Annotated in this window: 1 pseudogene; it reads right to left on the reverse strand. The window is 60.3% G+C overall.

Annotation, left to right across the window (positions count from 1 at the left end):
• Window positions 1-741, reverse strand: a pseudogene (locus CP49_RS43140) (IS110 family RNA-guided transposase); the annotation flags it as partial.

The raw sequence follows: 741 nt of genomic DNA on the forward strand, positions 1-741 counted from the left end.
ACAGCCTCATGACCCAGGGATGCCTTTGCGGCTGATGCCGGGCGTGTCGAACAACGGCTGTTGCACCGATGACGAGCAACCGTCGGAGATAGCGATCTCCTTGCTTGGAGATGCCGCCGAGCCGCTCCTTGCCCCCCGTCGAATGCTGCCGCGGCGCAAGTCCGATCCATGCCGCAAAATCCCGACCGGATTTGAAGTCACTCGGGTCTGTGACAGTAGAAGCAATGGCCGAGGCCCCGATCACGCCAATCCCGGGCACGGTCTCGAGGCGGCACCTCATGTCATTGGCACGATGTTGGGCGTGAATGGCGCGATCCAGAGTCCCGATTTGCAATTCCAGAGCAGCGAGTTGATCGACAATGGCCTGCAGCGCCTGTTTCATCGCAGATGGAAGAGCTTCGCGGTTACTTTCGTCCGTGATGATCGCGGCAAGCTGCGCGAGACCTTCGCGTCCCGTCGCCGCAATGAGGCCGAACTCGGCAAGGTGGGCTCGGAGCGCATTGATCAGCTGCGTGCGCTGACGGATTAAAAGATCCCGCGTTCGATGCAACATCAGCAAGGCTTGCTGATCAGCCAACTAGACCGGCACGAACCGCATTGATGGGCGTGTCACGGCCGCACAGATGGCGGCTGCGTCGGCAGCATCGTTTTTCGACCGTTTGACATAGCCCTTCACGTAACTCGGCGGCATCAGACGCACGGTGTGACCGAGCTTGGAGACTTCACGCGCCCAATGATGAG

It is taken from the genome of Bradyrhizobium valentinum (assembly GCF_001440405.1).
In the GTDB taxonomy this organism is placed as follows: Bacteria; Pseudomonadota; Alphaproteobacteria; order Rhizobiales; family Xanthobacteraceae; genus Bradyrhizobium; species Bradyrhizobium valentinum.